Source organism: Sphingopyxis sp. BE235, assembly GCF_031457175.1.
GTDB lineage: Bacteria > Pseudomonadota > Alphaproteobacteria > Sphingomonadales > Sphingomonadaceae > Sphingopyxis.
In genome coordinates, this window is the sequence record NZ_JAVDWC010000003.1 from 26387 (window position 1) to 46673 (window position 20287).

Below are 20287 nucleotides of genomic sequence, written 5' to 3' on the forward strand. Positions count from 1 at the left end.
TCTCCCCACTGTTTATGCTGCATCTTTGATGTGCAGCATGACAGGGGGTGTGGGTGTGTCAAGCGCGTGGCCCGGGGCTATTTAGTTGACAAAGTCAAATAATTGACGCATCGTATCACCATGCCATCGGTCAACCTCCACCTGCCGGACGATCACGCGCCGGCGCCCCATGCCGCCACGGACGCGCTGCGCCGCTTCAACCGCTTCTACACGCGCTTTGCCGGGGTTCTTGGTCCTGGCTATATGGGCAGCGAGCTTTCGCTGATCGAGGCGCGCATCCTCTATGAAATCGCCACGGGGCAGCCGGTCGTCTCGAAGCGGATCGTCGAGACGCTGTCGGTCGACCCCGGTTATCTCAGCCGCATCCTGCGCCGCTTCACCCAACTGGGCTGGATCGCGCGGACGCGCGGAGCCGACGCGCGCGAGCATCCGATCCGGCTGACCGCGGCGGGCGAGGCGCTGTTTTCCCAGCTCGACCGCACGACCGCCGCGTCGACATCGGCGACGCTCGCGCATCTGTCGCCGGGCGAGCAGGCCGGGCTGGCCGAGCGGCTGGCATGGATCGAGGCGCGGCTGGCGGGTGTGCCGCTGCCGCCGCCCGCGGTCCGTCCGTGGCGGCCGGGCGACATGGGGCTGATCACCGCGCAACAGGCGGTCTATTATCGCAATGCCTATGGCTGGGGCGACGCGATGGAAGTGCTGATCGGCGAGATTACGAGCCGCTTCGTTCGCGATTTCCATGCCGGCCGCGAACAATGCTGGGTCGCCGAACGCCATGGCGAACTGCTCGGCAGCGTCTTCCTCGTCGCGGAGTCCGACAAGGTCGCGCGGCTGCGCCTGCTCTATGTCGACGCCGCGGCGCGGGGCCATGGTCTCGGCCGCGATCTCGTCGGGCGCTGCATCGCCTTCGCGCGCGAGGCGGGCTATGCCGAACTGGTGCTCTGGACCCACACGGTCCTCGCATCGGCGCGCGCCATCTATGCGGACTATGGTTTCACCATCGAACAGGTCGAGACGCACGACGAATTCGGCAAGCCCGAACAGAGCGAACACTGGCGGCTCGCACTTTAGGGTCTGGACCCTAAGTCCTGACAACTGGTGCAAGGCCCATGTCCGCGCTATTGGGCGCCGATGGCCAAGCTCTATTTCTACTACGCCAGCATGAACGCTGGCAAATCGACGACGCTGTTGCAGGCGGATTTCAACTATCGCGAGCGCGGCATGGAAACGATGCTGTGGACCGCGGCGCTCGACGACCGCTACGGCGCGGGGCAAGTGACGAGCCGCATCGGGCTGATGGCCGAAGCGCATAAATTCGATCCCGACAGCGACCTGTGGGCGGCGGTGGGCGCCGAAAACGCTGAGCGGCCGCTCGCCTGCGTGCTCGTCGACGAGGCGCAGTTCCTGACGCGCGCGCAGGTGCTGGAGCTTGCGCGGCTCGCCGACGAGGTGGACATCCCGGTGCTCTGCTATGGCCTGCGCACCGATTTTTCGGCCGAGCTATTCCCCGGATCGGCGGCGCTGCTCGGCATTGCCGACGCGCTCGTCGAGCTGAAGGCGGTGTGCGAGTGCGGGCGCAAGGCGACGATGAACCTGCGCGTCGACGAAAGCGGCCGCGCCGTCGTCGAGGGCGCGCAGACCGAGATCGGCGGCAACGACCGCTATGTCGCGATGTGCCGGCGTCACTTCATGGCGAAACGGCGCGAAGCCGCCGAGGCGCCAAGGAAGGTAGGCGCCGATGCTTGACCGCCTCTATGTCGACCTCGCCGACGGCGACCTTCGGCTCGTCAAGCTGACCGTATCGCATCGCGAAGACCTGCGCGCCGTCTGCGCCGCCGACGCCGATGTCTGGCCGATCTATTCGTCGAGCTTCGGCCCCGGCCATTTCGACAAAAGCTTCGACACGCTGATCGGTGGCTCCGGCCGCATGCCCTATGCGATCATGGACGGCGACACGCTCGTCGGCATGACCGCGTGGCTGCGCCCCGACTGGTCGGCGCAGACGGTCGAGATCGGCAACAGCTTCATCCACCCCGATGCGCGCGGCACCGGCTTCAACGGCCGGGTCAAGCGCCTGATGCTCGATCACGCCTTCGCGGTCGGCATCCGCCGCATCGAATTCCGCATCGACGAGCGCAACAAGCGGAGCCAGGCGGCGGTCGCGAAGCTCGGCTGTACCAAGGACGGCGTGCTGCGGTCGGAGCGCATCACCTGGACGGGCTATGTGCGTGATACCGGCCTCTGGTCGCTGCTCGCCGATGAGTGGGCGGCACGCCCTTAGTCCATTCGTCATCCCCGCGAAGGCGGGGATCCCGCTTTCTTCGTCTTCGCGTCTTTGCGTCTTCGCGTCTTTGCGCGAAACAAGGAAATTTCGCGCAAAGACGCAAAGACGCGAAGAAGGAATGAAAAAGAAAAAGCGGGATTCCCGCCTTCAGCCTTTGGCTGAAGTTTATCCTGAGCGCCTGCCAAGGCAGTCGAAGGGCGGGAATGACGAAAATGGGGTCAGCGCCCATTCAGACACGCAGCGCTAAACGACTCGCCATGAAGAATCTCGCACTCTCCCTGGCCGCCGTGCTGCTTCCCCTTTCTGCGGCCGCGGCGGCCAACGAGCCTGCAAAAGAGCCGCGCGCGCTCGGCGTCGAATCGAGCATCGTCTTTCCGAGCGACAGCACGATCCGCAACTGGCAGGCCGACCGCGACCGCGGCATCTGGATCGAGGGCCGCCGCGGCGAATGGTATTATGGCAGCTTCGCCGGCCTCTGCCGCGACGTCGATTTCGCGCAGGCGATCGGCGTCGAAACGCGCGGCGCCGGGCGGCTCGACAAATTTGCGTCGATCATCGTCCGCGGTGAGCGGTGCATGCTCTCGTCCTTCGTGACCTCGGCGCCGCCGCCGTCGAAGGCCGAGCGCAAGGCCGCGCGCGAAGCCGAAAAGGCCGCGCAAAATTGACAGTCTTCAACCCGCGATTTCTTGTCTGCCGCATTTTACGAACCATCAGGTTTCACCTGACTTGAAAATGCTCTAGCGGCGCGGGATGAACGGCTGGATCATCCTCGACAAACCTGTCGGCCTTGGCTCGACGCAGGCGGTGGGCGCGGTGAAACGCGTGTGCCGCGAGGCGGGGCTGGGCAAGGTCAAGGTCGGCCATGGCGGCACGCTCGACCCGCTCGCGTCGGGGGTGCTGCCGATCGCGCTCGGCGAGGCGACGAAGCTTTGCGGCCGGATGCTCGATGCGAGCAAGATTTACGACTTCACCGTGAAGTTCGGAACCGAAACGGACGGCCTTGATGCGGAGGGCGAAGTGGTGGCGACGAGCGACGTGCGACCGACGCTCGCCGAAATCGAAGCGGTGCTGCCGCGCTTCACCGGCCCGATCGAACAGGTGCCGCCGGCTTATTCGGCGATCAAGATTGATGGCCAGCGCGCCTATGATCGCGCTCGTGCGGGCGAAGAGGTCGAGATGAAGGCGCGGAGTGTGACCGTTCATTCTCTCTCCATCCGTCACCCCGGACTTGATCCGGCGTCGCTTAGCGGGACCCCGGATCAAGTCCGGGGTGACGAGGTAAGGGGAGGGGAGGGGCTCGATGAGATCACCCTCACCGCCCATGTCTCCAAGGGCACCTATATCCGCAGCCTCGCGCGCGACATTGCACAGGCCGTCGGCACCGTCGGTCATGTCACGATGCTCCGCCGTACAAAGGCCGGGCCGTTCGATCTGGAACAGGCGATTTCGCTGGACAAATTGAACGCATTCGGCCAAGGGGCCGCCCAATCAGAAATATTTCTGCCGCTTGAGGCAGGGCTGGTCGACATCCCGGCTCTGAACCTTTCCCCGGAAGCGGCAGGGGCGATCCGTCAGGGTCGTGTCTGGACCGGGGGTAGCACGGATGACGGGCTCTATTGGGGAAGGGACAGCGAAATGCGTCCCGTTGCCCTGATCGAGGCTTTGGCGGGAACGCTGAAAGTCGTCCGGGGCTTCAATCTGTAAACAAGGATGTTCGAGGAAAATATCTATGTCGATTACCGCCGAGCGCAAAACCGAAGTCATCACCGACAATGCCCGTGCAAAGGGCGATACCGGTTCGCCGGAAGTGCAGGTCGCAATCCTGACCGACCGCATCAACACGCTGACCGCCCACTTCAAGGCGCACCACAAGGACAACCACAGCCGTCGCGGCCTCCTCATGATGGTCAACAAGCGTCGCAGCTTGCTCGACTATCTGAAGAAGAAGGACGAGGGTCGCTATTCGGCTCTCATCGCGAAGCTGGGTCTTCGTAAGTAAGAATTTCTGGCGGCCCCGGATTTCCGGGGCCGCTGTCATATTGGTCCCGCGCAAAGTGCCGGGCCACAGGGCCGCTCCCGCATCCGGCGGGACCGCCATAAGGGCAGACAGACGCCCTAAACCGCCCCGGGCCGGATTGCCCGGAATCAGAGGCCCCGCCCGGCATCGGGCCCGGCGGGCGAAGGAAACTCCATGTTTGACGTGAAAAAAGTATCGATCGAGTGGGGCGGTGAAACGCTGACCCTCGAAACGGGCAAGGTTGCCCGCCAGGCCGACGGCGCGGTTGTCGCGACGCTGGGCGAAACGATGGTTTTGGCGGCCGTGACCGCTGCGAAGACGGTCAAGGAAGGGCAGGATTTCTTCCCGCTCACCGTCCATTATCAGGAAAAATATTCGGGCGCAGGCCGCATCCCCGGCGGCTTCTTCAAGCGCGAGCGCGGCGCGACCGAAAAGGAAACTTTGGTTTCGCGTTTGACCGATCGTCCGATCCGTCCGCTGTTCCCCGAAGGTTTCTACAACGAAATCAACGTCATTGCCCAGGTTCTGAGCTATGACGGCCACAATGAACCCGACATCCTCGCGATGGTCGCCGCGTCTGCGGCTCTGACGATCTCGGGCGTGCCCTTCATGGGCCCGATCGGCGCCGCACGCGTCGGTTATGTCGACGGCGAATATATCCTGAACCCGACCGATGCGCAGGTTGCCGAAGGCGACCTCGACCTCGTCGTCGCCGCGACCTACGACGCCGTGATGATGGTCGAATCCGAAGCCAATGAGCTGTCGGAAGAGATCATGCTCGGTGCCGTCCTGTTCGCGCACGATGCGTGCAAGGACGTCGTCAAGGCGATCGTGAAGCTGGCCGAACAGGCTGCCAAGGATCCCTGGGACATGGCCGAACAGGCCGACCTGTCGGCTGCCAAGGACAAGCTCAAGAAGCTGATCGGCAAGGACATCGCTGCTGCGTACAAGCTGACCGACAAATCGGCCCGCTCGAACGCGCTGAACGAAGCCCGTGCCGCCGCCAAGGCTGCTTTCGCCGATGCTGCGCCGCAGGACCAGATGGCCGCCGGCAAGCTGATGAAAAAGCTCGAAGCCGAAATTGTTCGCGGCGCCATCCTCAAGGACGGCAAGCGCATCGACGGACGCACGACGACGCAGATTCGTCCGATCGTTGCCGAAACGCACTTCCTGCCCCGCGCGCACGGCTCGGCGCTGTTCACCCGCGGCGAAACGCAGACCATCGCGACCTGCACCTTGGGCACCAAGGACAGCGAGCAGATGATCGACGGCCTCAACGGCCTCAGCTACTCGAACTTCATGCTGCACTATAACTTCCCGCCCTATTCGGTCGGCGAAGTCGGTCGTTTCGGGGCGCCCAGCCGCCGCGACATCGGCCATGGCAAGCTGGCATGGCGTGCGCTGCACGCGGTGCTGCCGACGAAGGACGAGTTCCCCTACACGATCCGCATCACCAGCGACATCACCGAGTCGAACGGCTCGTCGTCGATGGCGTCGGTTTGCGGCGGTTCGCTGGCCATGATGGACGCCGGCGTTCCGCTGAAGCGTCCGGTTTCGGGCATCGCGATGGGCCTGATCCTCGAAGGCAAGGATTATGCGATCCTGTCGGACATCCTTGGTGACGAAGATCACCTCGGCGACATGGACTTCAAGGTTGCGGGCACCGCCAACGGCATCACCACGATGCAGATGGACATCAAGATCGCGGGCATCACGCGCGAGATCTTCGAGGCCGCTCTGAACCAGGCGAAGGAAGGCCGCGCGCACATCCTCGGCGAAATGGCGAAGGCGCTGGGCGAAGCCCGCACCGAGCTGTCGGCGCATGCGCCGCGCATCGAAACGATGCAGATCGACAAGTCGAAGATCCGCGACATCATCGGCACCGGCGGCAAGGTGATCCGCGAGATCGTCGCAACCACCGGCGCCAAGGTCGACATCGACGACGAAGGCCTGATCAAGATCTCGTCGAGCGATCCCGAGCAGATCGAAGCCGCGCGCAAGTGGATTTCGGGCATCGTCGAAGAAGCCGAAGTCGGCAAGATCTATGACGGCAAGGTCGTCAACCTCGTCGATTTCGGTGCGTTCGTGAATTTCATGGGCGGCAAGGACGGCCTTGTTCATGTGTCAGAAATCGCCAACGAGCGCGTCGAGAAGGTCGCCGACGTTCTGGCCGAAGGTCAGGAAGTCAAGGTCAAGGTCCTCGAGATCGATCCGCGCGGCAAGGTTCGCCTGTCGATGCGCGTCGTGAACCAGGAAACCGGCGAAGAACTCGAAGACACGCGCCCGCCGCGCGAACCGCGCAGCGACCGCGGTCCGCGCCGTGATGGCGGCGACCGCGGTGACCGCGGCCCGCGTGGCGGCGGTGGCCGTGACCGTGATCGCGGCCCGCGCCGCGACGGCGGCGGCGAAGGCCGTGGCGACCGCGGCCCGCGCCGCGAGCGCAGCGAAGGTCCGGAAGACCAGGGCCATGTGCCCGACTTCCTGAAGGACTGAGCCTTCCGCTAATCGGAAAAGAGAAGGGGCCGCGAAAGCGGCCCCTTTTTCTTGGTAGCTTTGGGGTGGATTCTTGCCCGTTCCCTTCCGCAGGTATACCGTCGATTTCCAGTCATTCGTGGAAGACCAATGCAGGATGTTCTGGAAGGATACGCCGCCGTTGCCACCGCGGACTTTATTGCCGCATATGAAGGGCTGTCGCCGGAAAGCATATACGAGCACGTCATCGATTTACTCCCAGATCGCAGCATTAAGATTGCGGATATTGGAGCCGGAACGGGGCGCGACGCAGCATGGTTGGCCGCCAAGGGACACGACATACTCGCTATCGAACCGGTGCGTGAACTTCGCGAGGCGGGCAAGAAGCTTCACCCCGCCGCAAATATCAAGTGGCTGGATGATCGCTTGCCATATCTCGGCGCAGTGCCGGCCGGTGTCTCGTTCGATCTCGTGACCTTGTGCGCCGTGTGGCAGCACCTTCCCGACGCAGATCGGGCAATCGCCATAGCTCGCCTTGCGACTATGATCGCACCGAACGGAATCCTCATCATGTCGCTTCGACACGGCCCCGGCGCCAAAGGTCGCAGGGTATTTCCGGTGTCGCCCGACCTGACAATCGAAATGGCATATGCTTGTGGACTGCACCTCCTGCGCAGGCAGGACGCCCACTCCATTCAAAGGGGTAATCAGGTCATGGGGGTTTCTTGGACTTGGCTTGCTTTCGGGAAGGTCCGCTAACGGAGCGCTTCGCCGCAGCGTTGATTGGCGTATTCCGGTCGCAAGCCGTCGTCGGCGTATCGCCCTGCGTTGATCAGCCCTGCCGCTGCCGCCAGCCCGCATAGAGATCGGGTTTGCCGGCCAGCCGGACGGGCAGGTGGCGGATTTCCATCGCCTGCTCGGCAAAGGGCTTGGCGAGATCGTCGTAGATCGCTGCCGTCGACAGGCCGTGCGGGGCGCCGTCCTCGTTCGAATAGGCATAGGTTACGGCGTCGATTCCCGTGAGGCGCATCGCCGCCATGCACATCGGGCAGGGGTGGCCGCTGGCGAAGACCGCGCAGCCGCCGAGGTCGGCGCCCAGCGACTTGCTCGCGAGCCGGATGGCATTGAGTTCGGCATGCGAGGTCGGATCGCCGGTCGCCGATATTTCGTTGACGGCCTTGGCGATGATCCGCCCGTCACGGACGATCACCGCGCCAAACGGCCGGCCGCCCTTTTCTGCATTGGCATAGGCGAGCGCGATCGCTTCGCGCAGATATTCTTCGCTGTCTTCCATGATCGTGGCATTCCCGTCGGCTTGTCTTCGCGTCGGAAATGCCACGATCCTTGGTCGGCTGTCCATCCAGACAGCCTGTTCTTTCGGGGGGTCGGCCCAATTCTGGCGTCAATCGAACAGGCGCTCGGCATAAACGCCGCGCAGCTGCGCAAAATTGTCCCAGTGCGGCACCGGCGTCGTACCGCGCAGCTTCGCTTCGAGCACATCGACATGGCTGTGCCAGCCCGCGCTGACGTTGAGCAGCACCGACGGATCCTCGACACGGCTGTGGACGATCGTGAGCAGCACTTCATCGCCCTTTTCCGTGAGGGTGAAGGTCACGCCGCCGGTGCTGCCCCAGCTGATCGCAAGGCTGCGCGGGGCGTCGATCGCCACGACTTCGCACGTCATGCGGTGCTCGTCGCCAAAGCCCTCGGGACGCGCGCCCGGCGGGTCGGTCAGTTCGTCGTTGCGCCAGACGAGTTCGACGGGTGCGCCGACCATCTGCTCCATCGCGCCCGCGGCGAGCCACCGGCGGCGCAGTTCGCCATCGGTCAGGTACGACCAGAGGCGCTCGATCGGGCCGGGGAGCAGGCGCTCGATCGTCAGCGTCGCGGGCTCGGTGAGCACGCCATAATATTCTTCGGTCAGCATCGTCGTCATCACTTTTCTCCTTCTTTCCCGGGGAGGGGTTTCTTGGGGGGAGGGGGGGAGGCATCTTCCGCGCGCAACAACCGTTCGAGCGTATCGAGCCGGTCAGTCCAGAAGCGGCGGTACATGCCGATCCACTGGTCGGCGCTCATCAGCGGCACCGGGTCGAGGCTGCAGACATGGGTGCGTCCGCGCACGTCGCGGCGGACCATCCCGGCACTTTCCAGCACCTTGATATGTTTCGAGGCCGCGGCGAGCGACATCGCGAAGGGCTCCGCCAGCTCGCCGACCGTCCGTTCGCCGGCGGCGAGTTCGCCCAGCATCGCCCGGCGCGTTGCATCGCCCAGCGCGTGGAAAATCGTATCGAGTGTGTGCGAATCATGTTCAACCATGAGGTTGAATATTCATCGCCCTGATTTTAATGTCAACCGATTGGTTGAATTATTTCGCGTCGACCCCGGCGATCCGGTTTCCCGCATCCTCGCGATAGAGCGACCAGTCGGCAGGGCATTTGTTCACGGCCTTTGGCAATCCCTGCATCCCTTCGGTGATCCAGCAATCGTTGAAGATCGAACAATAGCAGGCGCGGACCTTGAGTTTCCACCGCTCCTTGTTGAACCTCTGCCAGACCTTTTCGGATGCGGGGGTACGCGGAAAGCTGACGAATTCGATCGTCTCGCCGGGCCGCACGGCGATTCCGGTTGAAGGCGAGGTGGAAAATCGCAAGGGGCGCGCGCCGGCGTCGGTGCAGCATGCTTCGAGCAAGTCGATCGGGGTGTTTACCGGCTTGCCTTCATAGCGGATTTCGATCGGGCCGAGGATCGCGGGGCCGACCCCGTTGTTTGTCAGCGTCAGCGCAATATCCTGATTGCCGTCCTTGTCGCCATTGCTCGTTCCGAAGGTCACGAAGGGCATCACCCCGCCGCTCTGCATCTTCTGCGTCGCGTCGGCCTGAACGAAGGCAAAATAGGCGAGCGCGAGCGAGGCGATCAGCGCTGGCAGGCCAATGAGGAAATGCGCGATCGTAATGAATGGCAAATAGCGCAGGAAGCGCGATCCGATCGCCGCGACGTCGGGTGCGGACACGGCAGGTTCGGGTGTGGTGTCGCGGCTCGACGGTTCGCTCATCACTATCCTCTTTCGCTTGCTTGGTGCGCATGCCTATACCGGCTGCCGGGGTTTTCCAATCGGTGCTGTTGTAGGCGACCGTTCTGAAACCGCTCGCATCGACCGGTGCATTGCGTTTATGATCGGTGCCATGCTGACCACGCTCCTTTCCGCGCTCGCGCTCGCCGCCCAATCGACATCCCTCCCGCCGCAGGCGACGCAATTGCCGCCGGCTACGCTGCCGCCGATTCCCGCGCCCGTCACGCCCGTTGTCGAGGCGGATACGCGGCCCTATGTCGCGCTCGCCACCGATCTCGGGACGATCACCGTGCGGATCGAAAACAAGCGCGCGCCGATCACCGCCACCAATTTCCTCCGCTATGTCGATGCGAAGCGGATGGACGGGTTCAAATTCTATCGCTCGACAAAAAGCTGGGGTCCGGCGAACCAGCTGGTGCAGGCGGGCAACCGCGGCGATGCGCGCAAGAATTTTCCGCCGATCGCGCACGAGCCGACCACGAAGACGGGCCTCACCAACTGCAAGGGCGCGCTGTCGATGGCGCGGCTCAACCCCGGCGATGCGACGAGCGATTTCTTCCTGCTCTTGTCCGACATCAAGGGCTTCAACGCCGATGCGCCGGGCGGCGACGGCGCGGGTTTCGCGGTGTTCGGCGAGATCGTCGGCGGCGCTGACGTCGCCGAGGCGATCTTCAACGCCCCGATCTCGCCGACCGCGGGTGAGGGCGTGATGGTCGGCCAGATGCTCGAACCCCAGGTGACGATCAAGACCGCGCGGCGCGTCCCGGCGCCGGCGGATGCTCCGAAGGGGTGTGTCGTCAAAGCGCCGTAAAGCTGCGCCGGACCCCTATCATTTATTTTGCGTTCATCCGCGCTGTGGCTATACCGCGCGCATGACTCAACATGCCCCTTCGCGCGCGACCCTGCGCCTGCTCGCCGCCGCACTTGCGATTACTCCCATGCTGGCGGCCTGTGCCGGGGGCGGCAATGTGAAGAAGGACACGCGCTACGTCGCGCGCGACGTCAACACGCTGTACCGCGCGGCGCAGGACCGGCTCGACCGCCGGCAATATGGCCTCGCCGCGGCGCTGTTCGACGAGGTCGAGCGCCAGCATCCCTATTCGCCGTGGGCGCGCCGCGCGCAGCTGATGAGCTCGTTCAGCTATTATATGGACCGCGAATATACCCCGGCGATCGAGGCCGCGCAGCGCTTCCTCGCGATCCATCCGGGCAACAAGGACGCGGCCTACGCCTATTATCTGATCGCGCTCAGCTATTATGAGCAGATTAGCGATGTTACCCGCGACCAGAAGATCACCCAGCAGGCGCAGAACGCGCTCGGCGAAGTGATCCGTCGCTATCCCGACAGCCGCTATGCGTCGGACGCGCGGCTCAAGGTCGACCTGGTGCAGGATCATCTTGCGGGCAAGGAAATGGAAATCGGCCGTTTCTACCAGCGCAGCTCGAACTGGCTCGCCGCATCGATCCGTTTCCGCGAGGTCGTCGACAAATATCAGACGACCAGCCACGCGCCCGAGGCGCTCTATCGCCTGACCGAATGCTATCTCGCGCTTGGCATCCCCACCGAGGCGAAAAAGTCGGCCGCGGTGCTCGGCGCCAACTATCCGGGCAACGAATGGTATGCGCGCGCCTACAAGCTGATGCAGAAGAACGCGCCGAGCGCCTGATAGCGCCGGGAATAGATTCTGCCTTTGTTCTGCGGTAAGGACGGCCTGTGCTAACCGCTCTATCCATCGCCAATATCGTCCTGATCGAACGGCTCGACCTCGATTTCGAGGCCGGGCTGGGCGTGCTGACCGGCGAGACGGGGGCGGGCAAGTCGATCCTGCTCGACGCGCTGGGCCTCGCGCTCGGCGCGCGCGCCGACAGCGCGCTGGTGCGGCAAGGGACCGACAAGGCGCAGGTGACGGCGAGTTTTGTCGCGCCCGCACCCGGTACGAAGCTTGCCGCGCTGCTCGCCGAAAACGAGATTGCGCTGGAAACCGGCGAACCCTTGCTGATCCGCCGCACATTGAAGGCCGACGGCGGCAGCCGCGCCTTCCTCAATGACCAGCCCTGTTCGGCGGCGTTGTTGCGCGAGGTCGGCACCTATCTCGTCGAGATCCACGGCCAGCACGACGACCGCGGCCTGCTCGCCCCCGCGGGGCACCGCGCGCTGCTCGACGCCTATGCCCGCGCCGATACCCGCGGCGTCGCCGCCGCCCACACCGCATGGCGTGCCGCCGAGGACAAGCTCGCCGCCGCGCGCACCGCGATCTCCGAAGCCGAACGCGATCGCGAATGGCTCGAGCATTGCGTTGCCGAATTGCAGACGCTGGCGCCCCAACCCGGCGAGGATGCCGAACTCTCCGAAGCGCGCGCCACGATGCAAAAGGGCGAAAAGGTCGCGGGCGATCTCGGCGCGATCATGGAGGCGTTCGAGGGCAGCGACAGCGGCCCCGCGCAACTCCGCGGCGCGGCGCGGCGGCTCGACCGGCTCGCGGGCGACCATCCGTTGCTCGCCGAGGCGCTCGCGGGGCTCGACCGCGCGATCATCGAGGCCGACGAGGCCGAGAGCAAGCTCCACGAAGCCGCGCGCGCGATGGAATATGACCCCGAGCGGCTCGAGGCGACCGAGACGCGCCTGTTCGAACTGCGCGCGATGGCGCGCAAGCACAATGTCCAGCCCGACGAGCTCGCCGAGCTCACCGGGACGCTCGCCGCGCGGCTTGATGCGATCGAGGGCGGCAGCGCGGGGCTTGCGAAGCTCGAAACAGCGGTTGCCGAAACCGCCGCCGCTTACACCCACGCCGCGACGGCGCTGTCCGACCAGCGCAGCAAGGCCGCGACCCGCCTCGACGCCGCGGTCGCGGGCGAACTTGTGCCGCTGAAACTCGACGCCGCGCGCTTCCAGACGCTCGTCGAGCGTCTGCCCGCCGAGCGCTGGGGGCCCGAGGGCATGGACCGCGTCGAATATCTGATCTCGACCAACCCCGGCGCGCCCTTCGCGCCGCTCGCCAAGATCGCATCGGGCGGCGAACTCTCGCGCTTCATCCTCGCGCTCAAAGTCGCGCTTGCCGAGGAGGGCGGGGCCGACACGATCATCTTCGACGAAATCGACCGCGGCGTCGGCGGCGCGGTTGCTTCGGCGATCGGCGAACGGCTCGCGCGCCTTGCGGGCGCGGGCAAGCAATTGCTCGCGGTGACGCACAGCCCGCAGGTCGCCGCAAAAGGCGCCGCGCATTTCATCATCGCCAAGTCGAGCCAGGGCATTGTCACCCGCACCAGCGTCCACGCGCTCGACGAAGCCGGCCGCCGCGAAGAAATCGCGCGCATGCTCTCGGGCGCCGAAGTCACGGCCGAGGCGCGCGCGCAGGCTGAGAGGCTGCTGGAGACCGCGGTATGACCGCGCCGCATCCGCTCGACCGGCCCGTCTGGAGCATGCTTACCGGGCGGCAGGCGCATCTCGCCGAGGGCGGTGGCGCCGCAGTGCGGATCGACCGCGGCTATGGCGTCTTCGGCGCCGCTCCCGACACCGGCGCCGCGGCGCTTGCCGCGCTCGCCGCACTCGTCCCCGATGAAGGCGAAATCTGGATCGTCGAGGGCGAGCCGTGGCCGGTCCCTCCCGGCACGCGCGAAGTGAAGCGCGCGGTGCTGGCGCAGATGGTCGCCGAGGGCGCGCCGCCGCTGCGCCAAGGTGAGCCCGCGATCATCGCGCTCGGCGACGATGATGCCCCCGAAATGGCGTCGCTCGCCGAGCATGCGAAGCCCGGACCATGGGGGCCGAAGACGCATCGCTACGGCCCCTTCTTCGGAATCCGCGAAAACGGCCGTCTGCTCGCGATGGCGGGGCAACGCATATTGGTTCCCGGCATGGCCGAGGTCAGCGGTGTCGCGACGTGGGAGGATTGCCGCGGCCGCGGGCTTGCGCGCGCGCTGATCGGCCACGTCATGCGCGAAATGGTCGCGCGCGGCGAGCAGCCCTTCCTGCACAGCTATGCCGACAATGCCGGCGCGATCGCGCTCTATGAATCGCTCGGCTTTCGTATCCGGCGAGAGGTGCATGTGCTGGCGATCGCGAAATGATGGACCGCCGCCAGCATCTCGCCGCAATGCTCGCGATGGCGGCCGCGCTTCTCCCCGCCACCAAACTGCGCGCCCTGGAGGCCAAGATGGAAGACGCCGATCCCCAATATGGCCTGCTCGGCCAGATGATGGCGCAGCCCGGCCAGCGTGCCGCGCTCGTCGCGATCCTGGCTGAAGGCACCGGGACCATGCCCGGCAACATCGCCTATCTGATCGGCGAGGACAGCGCGAACCCCGACGCGATCTGGATCGTCGAGCTGTGGGACAGCAAGGAAGCGCACGCCGCCTCGCTGAAGCTCCCCGCGGTGCAGGACGCGATCAAGAAAGGTCGCCCGCTTATCGCCGGATTTGGTACTCGCGCCGAGTTCAAGCCGGTGGCAAAGGCCGGTGCATGACCGAAATCGAATCCCTGTCGCAGGCCGACGCCGCCAATGAATTGATGCGGCTGGCGAAGCAGATCGCCTATCACAGCAAACGCTATCATGCGGAGGATGCGCCGGAGATTGATGACGCCGATTATGATGCGCTCGTCCGCCGTAACAACGAACTCGAAGCCGCTTTCCCGGCGCTGATCCGTGCCGACAGCCCGAACAAATTGGTCGGCGCCGCGGTCGAGGCGTCACCGCTCGCCAAGGTCACGCATGCGCAGCGGATGATGAGCCTCGACAATGCGTTCGCAGCCGAAGACGTCGAGGAATTCGCCGCGCGCGTGCGGCGCTTCCTCAATCTCAGCGCCGACGCCGCGATAGCGATGACCGCCGAGGACAAGATCGATGGCCTCTCCTGCTCGCTACGCTACGAAAAGGGCAAACTGGTGCAGGCCGCGACGCGCGGTGACGGCAGCGTCGGTGAGGATGTGACCGCGAACGTCCGCCACATCGCCGACATCCCGCAGGAACTGAAGGGCGCCGCGCCCGATGTCTTCGAGATCCGCGGCGAAGTCTATATGGCGAAGGCCGATTTCACCGCGCTCAATTCGCGATTGATGGAAGAGGGGCGGGCGCTCGCCGCGCAGCGCGAGCAGGAGTTCGACTCCGCCACCATCCGCCAGTTCGCCAATCCGCGTAACGCCGCCGCGGGCTCGCTGCGCCAGAAGGATGCGAGCGTCACGGCGTCGCGACCGCTGCGTTTCCTCGCGCACGGCTGGGGCGAAGTCAGCGCGCTTCCGGCCGACACGCAATATGACATGATGAAGCAGATCGAACGCTGGGGTGCTCCGGTGTCGCCGATGCTCAAGCGCTTTGAATCGGTTGCCGAAATCCTCGCGCACTATGCCGAGATCGAGCGCCGTCGCGCCGACATGGATTATGACATCGACGGCGTCGTCTACAAGGTCGACAGCCTCGCATGGCAGCAGCGCCTCGGCTTCGTCGCCAAGGCGCCGCGCTGGGCCATCGCGCATAAATTCCCCGCCGAACGCGCACAGACGACCTTGGAGGCGATCGACATCCAGGTCGGCCGCACCGGCAAGCTGACCCCCGTCGGCCGCCTCGTCCCCGTCACCGTCGGCGGGGTCGTCGTGTCGAACGTCACGCTCCATAACCGCGACGAGATCGGCCGCCTCGGCGTCCGCCCGGGCGACCGCGTCGTCATCCAGCGCGCGGGCGACGTGATCCCGCAGGTTGTGGAGAATCTGACCCGCGACGAAGCGCGCGCGCCTTATCTGTTCCCCGACCATTGCCCCGTTGAATTCGGCGGCTGCGGCAGCGAGGCGGTCGCCGAAGAGGGCGAGGTCGATGTGCGCTGCACCGGCGGGTTGATCTGTCCCGCGCAAAAGTTCGAGCGTCTGCGCCATTTCGTCAGCCGCGGCGCGCTCGACATCGAGGGGCTGGGCGAAAAGAGCATCGAGGAATTCTTGCGGCTAGGCTGGCTCGACAAGGGTCCCGCCGACATCTTCCGGCTAAAAAGCCACCGTGCCGAACTGCTCGGCCGCGAGGGGTGGAAGGAAAAGTCAGTCGACAATCTCTTCGCCGCGATCGAGGCGAAACGCTCGCCCGACGCCGCGCGGCTGCTCTTCGGACTCGGCATCCGTCACGTCGGCGCGGTGACCGCGCGCGATTTGCTCAAGGGGCTCGGCGATATCGCGCGGCTCCCCGAAAAGGCGGCGGAGATCCACGCCTATCTCGAAGCGAACCCGCAGGGCGAGGGCGAATCCGACGGCAAATATACGACGCGCAAGGTCGAGGCGTTCAAGGCGATCCTCGAAGTCCGCGCCGACGGCATCGGTCCCGCCGTCGCCGAAGCGCTCGCCGATTTCTTCCACGAACCCCACAACCGCGATCTATGGGACGACCTCCTCTCCGAAGTCTCGCCGCCGCCTTACGTCGTCGAGACGCGCGAGAGCGAAGTGTCGGGAATGACGGTCGTCTTCACCGGCAAGCTCGAAACAATGAGCCGCGATGAGGCCAAGGCGCAGGCCGAAGCGCTCGGTGCCAAGGCCGCGGGCAGCGTCAGCGCCAAGACCGATCTTGTCGTCGCGGGTCCCGGTGCGGGGTCGAAGCTCAAGCAGGCGAGCGCGCTCGGCATCCGGGTGATCGACGAGGCTGAATGGGCGGCGATCGTCGCCGCGGCGGGATGAGAACCATCCACCCTCGTCACCCCGGACTTGATCCGGGGTCCATGACGCCGGGGCAGGAATGGATGCCGGATCAAGTCCGGCATGACGATTGAGGGGGTGGGGCCGCATGGCAAAGCGTGATTATCTTCAGAACCTGATGCGCGATCTCGAATCGCATACCGAGGTGCGGCGGTTCGGCAGCGGCTGGCTGTCGGGCTTCTTCGGGCTGCTGTTCGCGATCGCGGGTTTCTTCATGGTGATCGCGCTGCGCTTCCCCGACTGGTTCGCGACCCCCGAGCTTGAAATCATCAAGCATTGGGGCGGCTTTCGCGGGCTGGTCCATGCGATCCTGCTCGTGAGCTATGGCCTTTCGCTGCTCAGCCTGCTGCTCCGCCCGCGCAAGGCGCTCGGCCTCACCGCGCTGATGATCGGGCTCGCCGCGATCCTCGTCGGCGGTGCGAACGTCCAGCCGCAGGAAACGCGCGACTGGGGCATTTTCTTCGGGCTCGACTTCTTCGTCGTGAACCTGCTCGTCACCGGCTTCATGTTCGCGCCATTGGAGCGCGCCTTTCCGCATCGCCGGACGCAGCGCCTGTTCCGCATCGAATGGCGCGAGGATCTTTTCTATTATCTGGTCAGCACGATGTTCGTGCAGGTTCTGGGCTTCCTCGCGCTCGCGCCCTCGACGATCATCAACGAGAATACGTCGAACTGGGAGGCGTTCCGTGCCGGGGTCGCCTCGCTGCCGTGGATCGTCCAGTTCGTCATCGTGCTCGTCGCGTCGGACATGGCGCAATATTTCTTCCATCGCACCTTCCACCGCTACCCCTTCCTCTGGGGTTTCCACGCGGTGCACCACAGCGCGAAATCGATGGACTGGCTCGCGGGATCGCGGATGCATTTCGTCGAGATCATCCTTTTGCGCTCGATCACCTCGCTGCCGCTCTTCACCTTGGGTTTCGCGCCGTCGGTGATGCAGGCCTATATCGGCTTCGTCTATGTCTGGTCGTCGCTGCTCCACGCCAATGTCGGCGGCAATTTCAACCGGCTGGGCCACTGGATCGCGACCCCGCGTTTCCACCACTGGCACCATGGGCTCAAGCGCGAGGCGTTCGACGTCAATTTCGCGATTCACTTTCCGTGGATCGACAAGATGTTCGGCACCTTCCACCTGCCCAAGGACCGCTGGCCCGAAAATTACGGCATCCCCGAAGATGTGCCGCGCAGCTATTGGGGTCAGTTCCTGTACCCCTGGACGCGCACCGGCAAGAAGACCGACGAGACGCCGGCCGAATAGGGCAATCTGCCCGCTTGCTTGCTGCACTGGCGCGCAATAAGGCCGCTCGCGTGAGCCTGCTCGCCGCCTTTCGCCGTCCCGGCATCCTGCTGCTTTTGCCGCTGCTGCTCGCGCTCGCCGCGCGCGTGCTCGTCGCACCGGGCTGGATGATCGAAAGTGATGCGGGCGGGTCGATTACCGTGCGCATCTGTTCGGACCCCGCCAACCCCGGCGGCACGATGACGATCCCGCTCGAGAAAGCCGGCGACCATAATGCGGGCGAAGCGCAGCAGCATTGCCCGTGGGGCGCGCTCGCCAATGCGCCGATCGTCCCCGACCTGCCGGTACTCGCCGCCGCGCCAGTCACGGGCGAACCCGTCCCCGTCGCGGCACGCTCGCTCGGCTTCGCGCCGGGCATCGCCTCACCGCTGCCGCCGAGTACCGGACCACCCGCCTTCGCCTGATCCAGACCAATCGGCTGCCCGCGTTTTTGCGCGGCGCGGCCCATGACTGTATTCAGCGAAGGAAAATCTATGAAAACCCGTACCCATGGGGCCGCGCCGTTGCTGGCGCTTGCGACCTGTCTTGTCGCCGCTCCCGTCCGTGCCGAAGAGGTCGATTCGACCATCATCGTCACCGCACCGACCGCCACCGACGCTGCCGAGGAGCGCGCCGCACGCACGCCGGGCGGCACGGACGTCGTGTCATACGACGACTATGCCGACAAATCGGTCGTAAGCCTGCGCGACACGCTCGCTTTCTCACCCGGCGTTTATCTCCAGCCGCGTTACGGGCAGGAGGTTCGCATATCGGTCCGCGGTTCGGGCCTGTCGCGCGGCTTCCACATGCGCGGGCTGACGCTGCTCCAGGACGGCGTGCCGATCAACCTCGCCGACGACAATGGGGATTTCCAGGAACTCGAACCGATCTTCTTCGACCATCTCGAAGTGTATCGCGGCGCCAATGCGCTGCGTTTCGGGTCGGGCACGCTCGGCGGCGCGATCAACGGCGTGACCCCGACGGGGCGCACGGCGAAGGGGATTTACTTGCGCGGCGACGTCGGCAGCTTCGACAGCGTGCGCGGCCTCGTCTCGGCGGGCGTCGCGAGCGACCGCGTCGATGCGTGGGGCGCGATCAGCGCCGATACGTCGGACGGCGACCGCGACCATGCGAAACGCCGCAGCCTGCGCTTTCAAGGCAATGTTGGAATGCGTTTCAGCGACGTAGTGAACACGCGCTTCTACGCCAGCGTCAACCATATCCGGCAGGAAATTCCCGGCGCGCTGACGATGGCGGAGGCTCTGTCGACCCCGCGCAAGGCCAACGCTGGCGCGGTCGCGGGCGATCAAGCGCGCGACATCGACTCGCTGCGCCTCCAGAACCGCACAAGCTTCGACTGGGGCGCCCTGACCCTCGACGTCGGCGGCTTCGTCAACGCCAAGTCGCTCCACCACCCGATCTTCCAGCTCATCGACCAGAAGTCGGTCGATGTGGGCGGCTTCTTCCGCGCCGACTATGCGACCGGCCCGGTCGAAGTCACGCTGGGCGGGGAAATCCGCCGCGGCAGCACCGATGCGCGCCAGTTCGTCAACACCGGCGGGCGGCGCGGCGCGCTGACCTTCGACGCCGACCAGAAAGCGCAGACCGCGACGCTCTACGGCGAAGTCCGCGTGCGGCCGGTCGAAGCGCTGACCCTGATCGCGGGCGGCGTCTCCGCCGACGGCTGGCGCAAGCGGACCGTCAATTTCTCCGCCACGCCGGCAACCGACGGCCGGATCGACTTCGACGCATTCTCGCCCAAAGTCGGCCTGTTGTTCGAGCCGGCCGCCGATATCCAGATCTTCGCCAACTACAGCCGCTCGGCCGAATTCCCCGGCTTCGGCGAAGTGTTCCAGACGATCGGCACCCCGCCGACGAGCACGGTCGTTTCGGACATCCGCCCGCAGCGCGCATGGACCACCGAGATCGGCACGCGCGGCAAGCTTGGTTTCGCGCGCTGGGATATCGCCGTTTACCGATCGACGCTGAAGGGCGAATTGCTCCAGTTCACGACGAACGCCAGCATCCCCGCCGCGACCTTCAACGCCAACCGCACGCTCCATCAGGGCGTCGAGGCCGGATTGGATCTGGCACCGGCCGACTGGCTGCGGCTGCGGCAGGTCTACACCTACAGCGACTTCCGTTTCCGGGGTGACGCGCAATTCGGCGACAACCGTCTGCCGGTCGTGCCGAAGCACGCCTATCGCGCCGAACTCCGCCTCGGCAGCGACGCGCTGCACATCGCGCCGAACCTCGAATGGGTGCCCGACGGACCGTTCGCCGACTACCGCAATCATGTCCGCACCCCGGGCTATGCGCTGCTCGGCGTCACCGGCGGCGCGGCGATTGCGCAGGGCGTCGACGCCTTTGTCGACGTCCGCAACATCACCGGCAAGAAGGCGATCGGCGACATCAGCGCGGCGATCGCCGTCACACCCGCATCGGCGATCTATTACCCCGTCGAACGCCGCGCGGTCTCCGCGGGCATCCGCGCGCGCTTCTAAAGG

General features: G+C 65.3%; 21 protein-coding genes. 17 read left to right on the top strand and 4 right to left on the bottom strand.

Annotated elements, in window-relative coordinates:
• The first annotated feature begins 102 nt into the window (after positions 1–102).
• From J2X38_RS13645 to J2X38_RS13680, 8 genes are all read left to right on the top strand, one after another.
• Positions 103–1071 (top strand): helix-turn-helix domain-containing GNAT family N-acetyltransferase, encoded by a 969-nt coding sequence (locus J2X38_RS13645; RefSeq protein ID WP_310254925.1) that lies wholly within the window; start codon positions 103–105, stop codon positions 1069–1071.
• 60 nt (positions 1072–1131) lie between these two features.
• Positions 1132–1746, top strand: a complete 615-nt coding sequence (locus J2X38_RS13650; RefSeq protein ID WP_310254927.1) for a thymidine kinase — start codon at positions 1132–1134, stop codon at positions 1744–1746.
• A complete protein-coding gene (locus J2X38_RS13655) occupies positions 1739–2281 on the top strand; it encodes a GNAT family protein (protein WP_310254929.1) in 543 nt (180 codons plus the stop codon). Before J2X38_RS13650 ends, J2X38_RS13655 begins: the two co-directional genes overlap by 8 nt.
• Before the next feature lie 260 nt (positions 2282–2541).
• Entirely contained in the window at positions 2542–2949 is a 408-nt protein-coding gene (locus J2X38_RS13660; RefSeq protein WP_310254931.1) for a DUF6491 family protein, read from the top strand.
• 85 nt (positions 2950–3034) lie between these two features.
• Positions 3035–3988 (top strand): tRNA pseudouridine(55) synthase TruB, encoded by a 954-nt coding sequence (gene truB, locus J2X38_RS13665; RefSeq protein WP_310254933.1) that lies wholly within the window; start codon positions 3035–3037, stop codon positions 3986–3988.
• A gap of 25 nt (positions 3989–4013) precedes the next feature.
• Positions 4014–4283, top strand: a complete 270-nt coding sequence (rpsO, locus tag J2X38_RS13670) for a 30S ribosomal protein S15 (RefSeq protein ID WP_058539624.1) — start codon at positions 4014–4016, stop codon at positions 4281–4283.
• A 192-nt stretch (positions 4284–4475) separates the two neighbouring features.
• The gene (gene pnp / locus J2X38_RS13675) at positions 4476–6794 is read left to right on the top strand and encodes a polyribonucleotide nucleotidyltransferase (protein ID WP_310254936.1); all 2319 of its coding nucleotides are present in this window, start codon (positions 4476–4478) and stop codon (positions 6792–6794) included.
• A 129-nt stretch (positions 6795–6923) separates the two neighbouring features.
• Positions 6924–7532 carry a class I SAM-dependent methyltransferase gene (locus J2X38_RS13680; protein ID WP_310254938.1) on the top strand — a complete coding sequence of 203 codons (609 nt, stop codon included), beginning with the start codon at positions 6924–6926 and terminating at the stop codon, positions 7530–7532.
• 73 nt (positions 7533–7605) lie between these two features.
• Here the strand turns inward: J2X38_RS13680 and J2X38_RS13685 are convergent, their stop codons facing one another.
• From J2X38_RS13685 to J2X38_RS13700, 4 genes are all read right to left on the bottom strand, one after another.
• Positions 7606–8067 (bottom strand): nucleoside deaminase, encoded by a 462-nt coding sequence (locus tag J2X38_RS13685; protein ID WP_310254940.1) that lies wholly within the window; start codon positions 8065–8067, stop codon positions 7606–7608.
• Positions 8068–8175: 108 nt separating this feature from the next.
• Positions 8176–8709: an SRPBCC family protein gene (locus J2X38_RS13690; protein ID WP_310254942.1), complete on the bottom strand. Its 534-nt coding sequence runs from the start codon at positions 8707–8709 to the stop codon at positions 8176–8178.
• Positions 8709–9089 carry a helix-turn-helix transcriptional regulator gene (locus J2X38_RS13695; protein WP_056368491.1) on the bottom strand — a complete coding sequence of 127 codons (381 nt, stop codon included), beginning with the start codon at positions 9087–9089 and terminating at the stop codon, positions 8709–8711. The genes J2X38_RS13690 and J2X38_RS13695 overlap by 1 nt, the downstream gene beginning before the upstream one ends.
• A 49-nt stretch (positions 9090–9138) precedes the next feature.
• Complete coding sequence (locus tag J2X38_RS13700) at positions 9139–9825, bottom strand: hypothetical protein (protein ID WP_310254945.1); 687 nt, start codon at positions 9823–9825, stop codon at positions 9139–9141.
• 130 nt (positions 9826–9955) lie between these two features.
• On the opposite strand from J2X38_RS13700, the gene J2X38_RS13705 reads away from it, so the two are divergent.
• The 9 genes from J2X38_RS13705 (at position 9956) to J2X38_RS13745 (ending at position 20284) form a co-directional block, all read left to right on the top strand.
• Positions 9956–10654 carry a peptidylprolyl isomerase gene (locus J2X38_RS13705; protein ID WP_310254947.1) on the top strand — a complete coding sequence of 233 codons (699 nt, stop codon included), beginning with the start codon at positions 9956–9958 and terminating at the stop codon, positions 10652–10654.
• A gap of 61 nt (positions 10655–10715) precedes the next feature.
• Positions 10716–11510, top strand: a complete 795-nt coding sequence (locus J2X38_RS13710) for an outer membrane protein assembly factor BamD (RefSeq protein ID WP_056368495.1) — start codon at positions 10716–10718, stop codon at positions 11508–11510.
• A gap of 47 nt (positions 11511–11557) precedes the next feature.
• Positions 11558–13228, top strand: a complete 1671-nt coding sequence (gene recN, locus J2X38_RS13715; protein ID WP_310254950.1) for a DNA repair protein RecN — start codon at positions 11558–11560, stop codon at positions 13226–13228.
• A complete protein-coding gene (locus J2X38_RS13720) occupies positions 13225–13908 on the top strand; it encodes a GNAT family N-acetyltransferase (protein WP_310254952.1) in 684 nt (227 codons plus the stop codon). The genes recN and J2X38_RS13720 overlap by 4 nt, the downstream gene beginning before the upstream one ends.
• On the top strand, positions 13905–14303 hold the full coding sequence (locus J2X38_RS13725; RefSeq protein WP_058539633.1) for a putative quinol monooxygenase: 399 nt from the start codon (positions 13905–13907) through the stop codon (positions 14301–14303). Before J2X38_RS13720 ends, J2X38_RS13725 begins: the two co-directional genes overlap by 4 nt.
• Complete coding sequence (gene ligA, locus J2X38_RS13730; protein WP_310254954.1) at positions 14300–16486, top strand: NAD-dependent DNA ligase LigA; 2187 nt, start codon at positions 14300–14302, stop codon at positions 16484–16486. Before J2X38_RS13725 ends, ligA begins: the two co-directional genes overlap by 4 nt.
• Before the next feature lie 106 nt (positions 16487–16592).
• Entirely contained in the window at positions 16593–17762 is a 1170-nt protein-coding gene (locus J2X38_RS13735; protein ID WP_310254956.1) for a sterol desaturase family protein, read from the top strand.
• 50 nt (positions 17763–17812) lie between these two features.
• The gene (locus J2X38_RS13740; RefSeq protein ID WP_058539636.1) at positions 17813–18205 is read left to right on the top strand and encodes a DUF2946 family protein; all 393 of its coding nucleotides are present in this window, start codon (positions 17813–17815) and stop codon (positions 18203–18205) included.
• Positions 18206–18274: 69 nt separating this feature from the next.
• Positions 18275–20284: a TonB-dependent receptor domain-containing protein gene (locus tag J2X38_RS13745; protein WP_310254958.1), complete on the top strand. Its 2010-nt coding sequence runs from the start codon at positions 18275–18277 to the stop codon at positions 20282–20284.
• Positions 20285–20287: the final 3 nt, after the last annotated feature.

Excerpts from the sequence above, each read along its gene's own strand:
- rpsO (WP_058539624.1), top strand. The coding sequence starts at position 4,014 with ATGTCGATTACCGCCGAGCGCAAAACCGAAGTCATCACCGACAATGCC.
- J2X38_RS13680 (WP_310254938.1), top strand. The coding sequence starts at position 6,924 with ATGCAGGATGTTCTGGAAGGATACGCCGCCGTTGCCACCGCGGACTTT.
- J2X38_RS13725 (WP_058539633.1), top strand. The coding sequence starts at position 13,905 with ATGATGGACCGCCGCCAGCATCTCGCCGCAATGCTCGCGATGGCGGCC.
- ligA (WP_310254954.1), top strand. The coding sequence starts at position 14,300 with ATGACCGAAATCGAATCCCTGTCGCAGGCCGACGCCGCCAATGAATTG.
- J2X38_RS13655 (WP_310254929.1), top strand. The coding sequence starts at position 1,739 with ATGCTTGACCGCCTCTATGTCGACCTCGCCGACGGCGACCTTCGGCTC.
- pnp (WP_310254936.1), top strand. The coding sequence starts at position 4,476 with ATGTTTGACGTGAAAAAAGTATCGATCGAGTGGGGCGGTGAAACGCTG.
- J2X38_RS13650 (WP_310254927.1), top strand. The coding sequence starts at position 1,132 with ATGGCCAAGCTCTATTTCTACTACGCCAGCATGAACGCTGGCAAATCG.
- J2X38_RS13660 (WP_310254931.1), top strand. The coding sequence starts at position 2,542 with ATGAAGAATCTCGCACTCTCCCTGGCCGCCGTGCTGCTTCCCCTTTCT.
- J2X38_RS13690 (WP_310254942.1), bottom strand. The coding sequence starts at position 8,709 with ATGACGACGATGCTGACCGAAGAATATTATGGCGTGCTCACCGAGCCC.
- J2X38_RS13745 (WP_310254958.1), top strand. The coding sequence starts at position 18,275 with ATGAAAACCCGTACCCATGGGGCCGCGCCGTTGCTGGCGCTTGCGACC.
- truB (WP_310254933.1), top strand. The coding sequence starts at position 3,035 with ATGAACGGCTGGATCATCCTCGACAAACCTGTCGGCCTTGGCTCGACG.
- J2X38_RS13695 (WP_056368491.1), bottom strand. The coding sequence starts at position 9,089 with ATGGTTGAACATGATTCGCACACACTCGATACGATTTTCCACGCGCTG.
- J2X38_RS13710 (WP_056368495.1), top strand. The coding sequence starts at position 10,716 with ATGACTCAACATGCCCCTTCGCGCGCGACCCTGCGCCTGCTCGCCGCC.
- J2X38_RS13735 (WP_310254956.1), top strand. The coding sequence starts at position 16,593 with ATGGCAAAGCGTGATTATCTTCAGAACCTGATGCGCGATCTCGAATCG.
- J2X38_RS13720 (WP_310254952.1), top strand. The coding sequence starts at position 13,225 with ATGACCGCGCCGCATCCGCTCGACCGGCCCGTCTGGAGCATGCTTACC.
- J2X38_RS13685 (WP_310254940.1), bottom strand. The coding sequence starts at position 8,067 with ATGGAAGACAGCGAAGAATATCTGCGCGAAGCGATCGCGCTCGCCTAT.
- J2X38_RS13705 (WP_310254947.1), top strand. The coding sequence starts at position 9,956 with ATGCTGACCACGCTCCTTTCCGCGCTCGCGCTCGCCGCCCAATCGACA.
- J2X38_RS13700 (WP_310254945.1), bottom strand. The coding sequence starts at position 9,825 with ATGAGCGAACCGTCGAGCCGCGACACCACACCCGAACCTGCCGTGTCC.